The organism is Aquabacterium sp. (assembly GCF_048860245.1).
GTDB lineage: Bacteria > Pseudomonadota > Gammaproteobacteria > Burkholderiales > Burkholderiaceae_C > Aquabacterium.
Genome location: NZ_JBLIZW010000009.1, coordinates 1 through 9307, shown reverse-complemented (window position 1 = coordinate 9307; position 9307 = coordinate 1). Strand labels below are relative to the sequence as shown.

Here is a 9307-nt window from a genome sequence, read left to right as displayed (position 1 = left end):
GCATGAACAGTTTGTCACGGGCTTCGCCGGGTTGCTGGCAGGCTTCGGGCAGGTCTTGCAGACGGAAGAACACACCCTTGCTGGTGCCGCCACGGATGTAGGTGGCGGGGATCTTGATTTGTGCGGGATGAGCCATTCAGTGCTCCTTCAATGATCAAAAAAGGCCGAAGTGCGCAACCCTCGTTGCACAGCCTCGGCCTGACCCAGCAGCAGCCGTGGATCCGGCTTTGCCGGTCCACTGGCTGCGCCCCCTTGAGGGGGAGCGCCAACGGCGCTCGGGGGTGGTCACTTATTTGCTGCCAAGAAGTCTTGTGCGAAACGTTGCAGCACGCCACCGGCTTCGTACACCGACACTTCTTCGGCGGTGTCCAGACGGCTGGTCACGGTCACGCGCTCGGTCTGACCATTCTTGCGGTGGATCACCAGGGTCAGGTCGGCGCGTGGCTTCAGATCGCCTTCCACGTCGAAGGTTTCGGTGCCGTCCAGGCCCAGGGTCAGACGGGTGGTGCCCGGCTTGAACTCCAGGGGCAGCACGCCCATGCCGATCAGGTTGGTGCGGTGGATGCGCTCGAAGCCTTCGGCCACGACGGTTTCCACGCCAGCCAGACGCACGCCCTTCGCGGCCCAGTCACGCGACGAACCCTGACCGTAGTCGGCGCCGGCGATGATGATCAGCGGCTGACGGCGGTTCAGGTAGGTCTCCATGGCCTCCCACATGCGCATGACCTGGCCTTCGGGTTCCACGCGGGCCCACGAGCCGACCTTGATCGAGCCGTCTTCCTTGCGCACCATTTCGTTTTTCAACGTCGGGTTGGCGAAGGTGGCACGCATGGCGGTCAAGTGATCACCACGGTGGGTGGCGTAAGAGTTGAAGTCCTCTTCCGGCAGACCCATCTTGGCCAGATACTCACCCGCAGCCGAGCTGGCCAGAATGGCGTTCGACGGCGACAGGTGGTCGGTGGTGATGTTGTCGGGCAGGATGGCCAGCGGGCGCATCGCCTTCAAGGTGCGTGGGTTGGCTGCGAGGGCGCCAACGCCTTCCGTGTCCCAGTAAGGCGGGCGACGGATGTAGGTCGACATGGCGCGCCAGTCGTACTGCGGGCTGACCTTCTCGTCCTTGTCGGCCTGGATGGCGAACATGGGCTCGTACACGGCGCGGTACTGCTCGGGCTTCACGGCGGCCTTGACCACGGCGTCGATCTCTTCGTCCGACGGCCAGATGTCCTTCAGGCGGATTTCCTTGCCGTCCACGACCGTTAGCACGTCGTTTTCGATGTCGAAACGCACGGTGCCGGCAATGGCGTAGGCCACCACCAGCGGGGGCGAGGCCAGGAAGGCTTGCTTGGCATAGGGGTGGATGCGACCATCGAAGTTACGGTTGCCCGAGAGCACGGCGGTGGCGTACAGGTCGCGGTCGATGATCTCTTGCTGGATCTTGGGATCCAGCGCGCCCGACATGCCGTTACAGGTCGTGCAGGCAAAGGCCACGATGCCGAAGCCCAAGGCCTCCAGGTCGCCTAGCAGATTGGCTTCCTTCAGGTACAGTTCCACCGCCTTCGACCCGGGGGCCAGCGAGGACTTCACCCAAGGCTTGCGGGTCAGGCCCAGCTTGTTGGCGTTGCGGGCCAGCAGGGCGGCCGCAATCACGTTGCGCGGGTTGGAGGTGTTGGTGCACGAGGTGATGGCCGCGATGATCACGGCGCCATCGGGCATCGTGCCTTCTTCGGCCTTGGGCATGGCCCATTGACCAGCGATGCCCTTGGCAGCCAGATCGCTCGTGGCCACGCGGGCGTGCGGGTTCGAGGGGCCAGCCATGTTGCGCACGACGCTCGACAGGTCGAACTCGAGGTTGCGCTCGTACACGGCATTCTTCAAGCTGTCCGACCACAGGCCAGCGGTCTTGGCATAGGTCTCGACCAGCTTGACTTGGCTTGCGTCGCGGCCGGTCAGCGTCAGGTAGTCCAGCGTTTGTTCGTCGATGCTGAACATGGCGGCGGTGGCACCGTATTCGGGGGCCATGTTCGAGATCGTGGCGCGGTCGCCAATCGTCAGCTTCGACGCACCTTCACCGTAGAACTCGAGGTAAGCACCCACCACCTTGTTCTTGCGCAGGAACTCGGTCAGGGCCAGCACCACGTCGGTGGCGGTGATGCCGGGCTGACGTTGGCCGGTCAGCTTCACGCCGACGATTTCAGGCAGGCGCATCCACGAAGCGCGGCCCAGCATCACGTTCTCGGCTTCCAGGCCGCCCACGCCAATGGCGATCACGCCCAGCGCGTCCACGTGTGGGGTGTGCGAGTCGGTGCCGACGCAGGTGTCGGGGTAGGCCAGACCGTTGTCCGAGTGGATCACGGGCGACATCTTCTCCAGGTTGATCTGGTGCATGATGCCGTTGCCCGCTGGGATCACGTCCACGTTGGCGAAGGCCTTTTTCGTCCACTCGATGAAGTGGAAGCGGTCTTCGTTGCGGCGCTCTTCAATGTCGCGGTTCTTCTGGAAGGCTTGGGGGTCGAAGCCGCCGCACTCCACGGCCAACGAGTGGTCCACGATCAGCTGCACGGGCACCACGGGGTTGACCTTGGCAGGGTCGCCACCTTCTTTGGCGATGGCGTCACGCAGACCCGCCAGATCCACCAGGGCGGTCTGGCCCAGGATGTCGTGGCAGGCCACGCGGGCCGGGAACCAGGGGAAGTCGAGGTCGCGCTTGCGCTCGATGATCTGCGTCAGGCAGTCGGTGATGATGGCCGGGTCGGCCTTGCGGACGATGTTCTCGGCGTGCACGCGGGCGGTGTAGGGCAGTGTGGCCCAGGCGCCTGGCTTGATGGCTTCCACAGCGGCTTCGGTGTCGAAGTAATCCAGCGTGGTGCCGGGCAGGTTCTTGCGGTATTGGGTGTTCATGGCTGGCAGCGGTGAGGGGTGGGGCAGCGCAGGGGCGACAAGGTCAAAAGGCGCCACACGTTTTGCTCATGTGGCGCCCTTGTCCTGGCTCTTCAGAATTACTTGCGCTTCTTCAGCGGCACGAACTTCTGATCCTCTGGGCCGACATAGTTGGCCGACGGACGAATGATCTTGCCGTCAATGCGTTGCTCGATGATGTGAGCCGACCAGCCCGAGGTGCGAGCGATCACGAACAGCGGGGTGAACATGTCGGTGGGCACGCCCATCATGTGATAGCTCACGGCCGAGAACCAGTCCAGGTTCGGGAACATCTTCTTGATTTCCCACATCACCGACTCCAGACGTTCGGCGATGTTGTACATCTTCATGTTGTTCTGTTCCTTGGACAGGTCTTCCGCCACCTTCTTGATGACCACGTTGCGCGGGTCGCTCACGGTGTAGACGGGGTGACCGAAGCCGATCACGACTTCCTTCTTCTCGACGCGGGCGCGGATGTCGGCCTCAGCTTCATCCGGGTTGTCGTAGCGCTTCTGGATCTCGAAGGCCACTTCGTTGGCGCCGCCGTGCTTCGGGCCACGCAGGGCACCGATGCCGCCGCAGATGGTTGAGTACATGTCGGAGCCGGTGCCGGCCACCACACGCGAGGTGAAGGTCGAGGCGTTGAACTCGTGCTCGGCGTACAGGATCAGCGAGGTGTGCATCGCGCGCACCCAGCTGTCGCGGGGCTTCTCGCCGTGCAACAGGTGCAGGAAGTGACCGCCGATGGAGTCGTCATCGGTTTCGACTTCGATGCGCTTGCCGTTGTACGCGAAGTGGTACCAGTACAGCAGCATCGAACCCAGCGAGGCCATCAGCTTGTCAGCGATGTCGCGGGCGCCGGGGTGGTTGTGGTCTTCCTTTTCGGGCTTGACGCAACCCAGCACGGACACGCCGGTGCGCATCACGTCCATGGGGTGAGAGGACGGGGGCAGTTGCTCCAAGGCGACCTTCACGGCTGCGGGCAGGCCACGCAGAGCCTTCAGCTTGGCCTTGTAGCCAGCCAGTTCAGCCACGGTGGGCAGCTTGCCATGCACCAGCAGGTGGGCGATTTCTTCAAATTCGCAGGTGGTCGCAACGTCCAGGATGTCGTAGCCACGGTATGCCAGGTCATTGCCAGTGCGGCCCACGGTACACAGGGCGGTGTTGCCGGCGGCGGTGCCAGACAGGGCCACAGACTTCTTGGGCTTGAAACCGGGGGTGGTCGTCTCGGGGGTAGCGCTCATGGGATGTGTCTCCAGATGAGAGAGGGCAACAGGGAATTACTTCTTGGCGGCGAACAGCGCATCGAGCTTCTGCTCGAAGGCGTGATAGCCGATGCGGTCGTACAACTCTTCGCGAGTCTGCATCAAGTCCACGACATTCTTTTGATGGCCGTCACGACGGATGGCGGTGTACACCGCTTCGGCAGCCTTGTTCATGGCACGGAAGGCGCTCAGTGGGTACAGCACCATGCCCACGCCGCTGGGGCGCAGGTCGTCCACGCTGAACAGCGGGGTCTTGCCGAATTCGGTGATGTTGGCCAGCACGGGCACGTTCACGGCCTTGCAGAACTTCTCGTAGGTGGGCAGGTCGTAGGCGGCTTCGGCGAAGATGCCATCGGCACCGGCTTCCACGCACTTGATCGCGCGCTCGATGGCGGCGTCCACGCCGTGCACCTGGATGGCGTCGGTGCGGGCGATCAGGAAAAAGTCCGGGTCGGTCTTGGCGTCGGCGGCGGCCTTCACGCGGTCCACCATCTCTTCGGTGGTCACGATTTCCTTGCCTGGACGGTGGCCGCAGCGCTTGGCGCCCACTTGGTCTTCAATGTGGCAAGCGGCGGCGCCGGCCTTGATCAGGCTCTTGACGGTGCGCTCGATGTTGAAGGCCGAGGGGCCAAAGCCGGTGTCGATGTCGACCAGCAGGGGCACGTCGCACACGTCGGTGATGCGGCGCACATCGATCAGCACGTCGTCCATCGTGTTGATGCCCAGGTCAGGCAAACCCAGCGAGCCAGCAGCCACACCGCCACCCGACAGGTAGATGGCGCGGTAGCCCGCCCGCTTGGCCAGCAACGCGTGGTTGGCGTTGATGGTGCCCATGATCTGCAGGGGCGATTCGTCCTTGAGGGCCTGGCGGAAACGTGCGCCGGGGGAGGTGAGTGCCATGTGGGTTCTCCAGTGGAACGTGTCAACGAGAAACTGCCAGTCTTAGCGCAACCTGCGTGCCAGCACGCATGGCCGCCCCCACTGCTCAGGGCCATCGTCCCTAAGTGCTTGATTTGGCGCCGGTTTGTGCCTTGCAGCAAAGAGGGTTCACCCCAGTGGGTGTTGCAGTGATCGTTTCATGAAACGTGTTTCACTTTTGTGTGAAACTTATGAAACGTTTCAAGTGAACTTGCCATGTTGCCCCCTGCCAGCTTGCACGCCGCGTTGCCAACCTCCATCCCGCGCATTGTGGCGGTGGGATTTCGTCGCATCAACAAGCTCCTGCAAGAGCTGGCGCCCGAGTTTGCTGATCGGGCTGCGGTCGAGGTGCTGGACATGGGCTTTGACCAAGCCGTGGCGCGGGTGCGCACCCTGCAGCGCGAACGGCCCGTGGATGTCATCGTGGCGGCGGGCTCCAATGGGGCCTACTTGCGTCAGCACCTCGACACCCCGGTGGTCTTGGTCAAGGTTGGGGGTTTTGACCTCATGCAAGCCCTGACCCATGCACGCAGGCTGTCGGCCCGCATCGGCCTGGTCACGTACGAGGGCATGGCACCCGACCTCACGCAGTTCGACAACCTGTTCGAGTTTGGCGTGTCGCAGCGCAGCTACCGTACCGAAGAAGAGGCGCAGGCGTGTGTGCGCGAGCTGCAGCAGCAGGGTATGGAGGTCGTGGTGGGGTCGGGCGTGGTGGCCGATCTGGCTGACCAGCACGGGCTCACGGGCATCTTTCTGTATTCGATCGATGCAGTGCGCGGTGCACTCGAAGATGCGGTGGAAGTGGCGCGCGCCTCCCGCATCGAGCAAGCCAAGCGCGAGCGCCTCAGCACCATCCTCGCCCAGCTCAGTGACGGGGTGATCGCCGTGGACCGGCAAGAACGCATCCTCACGCTCAACCCGACCATGGCGCAATGGCTGGGCGTCACGGCCGAGCAATGGCTCGGTCGGCGTCTCAGCGACGTCTGCCCTGAACTGAGTCTGCAGCACACCTTGCGTCTGGGGACGCAAGACCTGGAACGCATTGAGCGCGTCAAGGGCAAGACGCTCATCGTCAACCGCATCCCCCTGATCGAGCAAGGTGTGCTGACCGGGGCCTTGCTCAGCAGCCAGGATCCCATCTCCATTCAGCGGGTGGACCGACACATCCGCACCCGCATCAAACCTCAGGCGCAGCATGCCCGTTATGAACTGCACCAGCTGATCGGGCACAGCCCGGCCATTGAGCGCGTGCAGCGAATGGCGGCCAGCTGCGCGCGCAGCCAGGCCACGGTGCTGCTGATTGGCGAGAGTGGTACCGGTAAGGAAGTCGTGGCCCAAGGCATCCACATGGCCAGCGACCGGCGTGACATGCCCTTTGTGGCGGTCAACTGCGCAGCCGTGTCCGAAAGCTTGCTCGAAAGCGAACTGTTCGGCTACGAGGAGGGTGCTTTCACCGGGGCGCGGCGCGGCGGCAAGATCGGCCTGTTCGAGGCTGCGCACAACGGCACCATCTTCCTCGACGAGGTGGGCGAAATGCCCTTGTCCTTGCAGACCCGGCTGCTGCGGGTCTTGCAAGAGCGCGAGGTGCTGCGTGTCGGGGCGACCGAGCCCACGCCGGTCAATGTGCGTGTGATCGCGGCCACCCATCGCGACCTCGCCTCGCACGTGGCCGACGGGCGCTTCCGGCAAGACCTGTTCTATCGCCTCAACATCTTGCGCATCGACATGCCCGCCTTGCGTGAGCGTGCCCAAGACGTGCCTGAGCTGGCAGAAGCCTTGCACGCCCGTGTCTGTGCCCGTCTGGGTTTGCCTCCTGCTGCCACGGCCTCGCTGCTGTCGGCACTCATCGCGCAAACCACGCACTACCCCTGGCCCGGCAACGTCCGTGAGCTTGAAAACCTCATCGAGCGCTTGGTGGCTTACGCGGCCTCGCGCACAGAGCCCATCCCTGCGTGGCAGCTATCGAGCTTTGTGCAAGACACCGCGCCCGAACTCTTCGCCACCGCTACCACTGCCGCCACCCGGGGGCGACCCGTCATCGCGCCGCCGGCCATGTCCGGTGAGATCCGCCAACCTGTGTCAGCAGGCGACATCCAGCGTGCGCTGACCGCCTGCGGGGGCGACAAGGGGCGTGCAGCGCAGCAGTTGGGCATCAGCCGGACCACCTTGTGGCGCAAGCTGCGAGAAGCCTGACCCACCTACAATGCCGCACCCCATTCGCCCCCTCCAGCCCGCCACATACACCATGCGCGTCCTGTCCCTGATTCCCCCCATGACGCAACTCAATACGCCGTACCCGTCGACGGCGTATCTCACGGGCTTTCTGCGCAGCCGGGGTGTGGATGCCGTGCAGGAAGACCTCGCGCTGCAATTGGTGTTGAGCCTGCTCTCGCGCGCGGGTTTGCAGTCGGTGTACGACTGTGTGCAGCGCCTGCCCGATGAGGCGCGCAGTGGCCCGGTCAACTTCTTTGCCGACCATGTCGAGCGTTACCTCGCCACGGTCGAGCCCACGATCGCCTTCCTGCAAGGGCGCGATCCCACGCTGGCCCATCGCATCGCCAGTCGCGGTTTTTTGCCGGAAGGTCCGCGCTTCGCATCGTTGGACGTCTATGTGGACGAAGACGGGGGTGATCCCCTGGCATGGGCCTTCGGTGCGCTGGGGCAGCACGATCGCGCCAAACACCTGGCCACGCTGTATCTGAACGATCTGGCCGATGTCCTGCGTGACGCGGTCGATCCCCGGTTTGAGTTCGTTCGCTACGCCGAATCCCTGGCGACCAGTCAGCCCACCTTCGATCCCCTGGCCGAGGCCTTGGCGGCACCGCTCAACCTGGTCGACGAGACCTTGCGCACGCTGACGCTACAGGCCTTGGCGCGCCACCAGCCACAGGTCGTGCTCTTGTCTGTGCCGTTTCCGGGCGCGGTCTACGCAGCCTTCCGCATGGCGCAGGCGATCAAGCAGCAGGCACCAGGCGTGCGCCTCGTCCTCGGTGGTGGTTTCGTCAACACCGAACTGCGTGAACTCACCGAGCCCCGGGTGTTCGATTACGTCGACTTCGTGACCCTGGATGCCGGCGAGCGCCCCTTGCTGGCGCTGCTGGAACATCTGCAAGGTCAGCGATCCGCCCAGCGACTGGTGCGCACCTTTGTGCGCGACGCCGAGAGCGGGCAGGTGCGCTACCTCAACTGGCAAGAGCCTGATGTGCCCTTTGCTGACATCGGTACGCCCACCTGGGATGGGCTGCCGCTGGACCGCTACCTGTCCTTGCTCGACATGCTCAACCCGATGAACCGTCTGTGGTCAGACGGTCGATGGAACAAGCTCACGGTGGCGCACGGTTGTTACTGGAAGAAATGCAGCTTCTGTGATGTGAGCCTCGACTACATCGCGCGCTACGAAGGTGCTGAAGCTTCGGTGCTGGTCGATCGCATCGAGGCCATCGTCCAAGAAACGGGGCAGACCGGCTTTCACTTTGTGGACGAGGCGGCACCGCCCAAGGCCCTCAAAGCCCTGGCGGAAGAACTGATCCGACGCGGTGTCGCCATCTCCTGGTGGGGCAACGTCCGCTTTGAGAAAACCTTCACCCCCGAGTTGTGTCAACTGCTGGCCGACAGTGGCTGCATCGCCATCTCCGGTGGGCTGGAGGTGGCCTCGGACCGCCTGCTCAAGCTGATGAAGAAGGGCGTGTCAGTCGATCAGGTGGCGCGCGTGACCCACGCCTTCACCGATGCGGGCATCCTCGTGCACGCCTACCTGATGTACGGTTTCCCGACCCAGACCGTGCAAGACACGGTGGATGCGCTCGAATACGTGCGCCAGCTGTTTGCCGAAGGCTGCATCCAGTCCGGCTTCTTCCACCGCTTTGCCTGCACGGTGCACTCGCCGGTGGGGCTGGACCCCGCGGCCTATGGCATCGAGCTCTTGCCGCTGCCGCCTGTCACCTTCGCCAAGAACGATGTGGGCTTCATTGACCCCACGGGCGTCGATCACGACCGCCTGGGCAAAGTGCTGAAAAAGGCCATCTACAACTTCATGCACGGCATAGCTCTGGAAGAAGATGTGCGCATGTGGTTCCCGTTCAAGGTGCCAAAGCCCACCGTCAAGCGTGACCGCATTGCACGGGCGTTGCAGTCGTATTGATATTTTTGATAGCAAAAAGAGATTGAAAGCCATTGGTATCAATGGCTTTCAGTATTTGGATCTCTTT

Annotated in this window: 6 protein-coding genes; 2 read left to right on the top strand and 4 right to left on the bottom strand. The window is 63.5% G+C overall.

The features are described from left to right. The 4 genes from ACMV18_RS01005 to prpB form a co-directional block, all read right to left on the bottom strand. Positions 1 to 136, bottom strand: a 136-nt coding sequence (locus ACMV18_RS01005; RefSeq protein WP_420816342.1) for a PrpF domain-containing protein, incomplete at its 3' end; no start/stop codon positions are given. 149 nt (positions 137 to 285) lie between these two features. After that, on the bottom strand, positions 286 to 2898 hold the full coding sequence (acnD, locus tag ACMV18_RS01000; protein ID WP_420816341.1) for a Fe/S-dependent 2-methylisocitrate dehydratase AcnD: 2613 nt from the start codon (positions 2896 to 2898) through the stop codon (positions 286 to 288). 98 nt (positions 2899 to 2996) lie between these two features. Next, complete coding sequence (gene prpC / locus ACMV18_RS00995) at positions 2997 to 4160, bottom strand: bifunctional 2-methylcitrate synthase/citrate synthase (RefSeq protein WP_420816340.1); 1164 nt, start codon at positions 4158 to 4160, stop codon at positions 2997 to 2999. A 36-nt stretch (positions 4161 to 4196) separates the two neighbouring features. After that, complete coding sequence (gene prpB, locus ACMV18_RS00990) at positions 4197 to 5081, bottom strand: methylisocitrate lyase (RefSeq protein WP_420816339.1); 885 nt, start codon at positions 5079 to 5081, stop codon at positions 4197 to 4199. Positions 5082 to 5315: 234 nt separating this feature from the next. Between prpB and prpR the strand changes: the two genes are divergently transcribed. Both prpR and ACMV18_RS00980 read left to right on the top strand, forming a co-directional pair. Continuing rightward, on the top strand, positions 5316 to 7292 hold the full coding sequence (gene prpR, locus ACMV18_RS00985) for a propionate catabolism operon regulatory protein PrpR (protein ID WP_420816338.1): 1977 nt from the start codon (positions 5316 to 5318) through the stop codon (positions 7290 to 7292). 52 nt (positions 7293 to 7344) lie between these two features. Next, complete coding sequence (locus ACMV18_RS00980) at positions 7345 to 9240, top strand: B12-binding domain-containing radical SAM protein (RefSeq protein ID WP_420816337.1); 1896 nt, start codon at positions 7345 to 7347, stop codon at positions 9238 to 9240. The last annotated feature ends 67 nt before the right edge of the window (positions 9241 to 9307 follow it).

Coding starts and splice junctions, on each gene's coding strand:
- acnD (WP_420816341.1), bottom strand. CDS start 2,898: ATGAACACCCAATACCGCAAGAACCTGCCCGGCACCACGCTGGATTAC.
- prpC (WP_420816340.1), bottom strand. CDS start 4,160: ATGAGCGCTACCCCCGAGACGACCACCCCCGGTTTCAAGCCCAAGAAG.
- prpB (WP_420816339.1), bottom strand. CDS start 5,081: ATGGCACTCACCTCCCCCGGCGCACGTTTCCGCCAGGCCCTCAAGGAC.
- prpR (WP_420816338.1), top strand. CDS start 5,316: ATGTTGCCCCCTGCCAGCTTGCACGCCGCGTTGCCAACCTCCATCCCG.
- ACMV18_RS00980 (WP_420816337.1), top strand. CDS start 7,345: ATGCGCGTCCTGTCCCTGATTCCCCCCATGACGCAACTCAATACGCCG.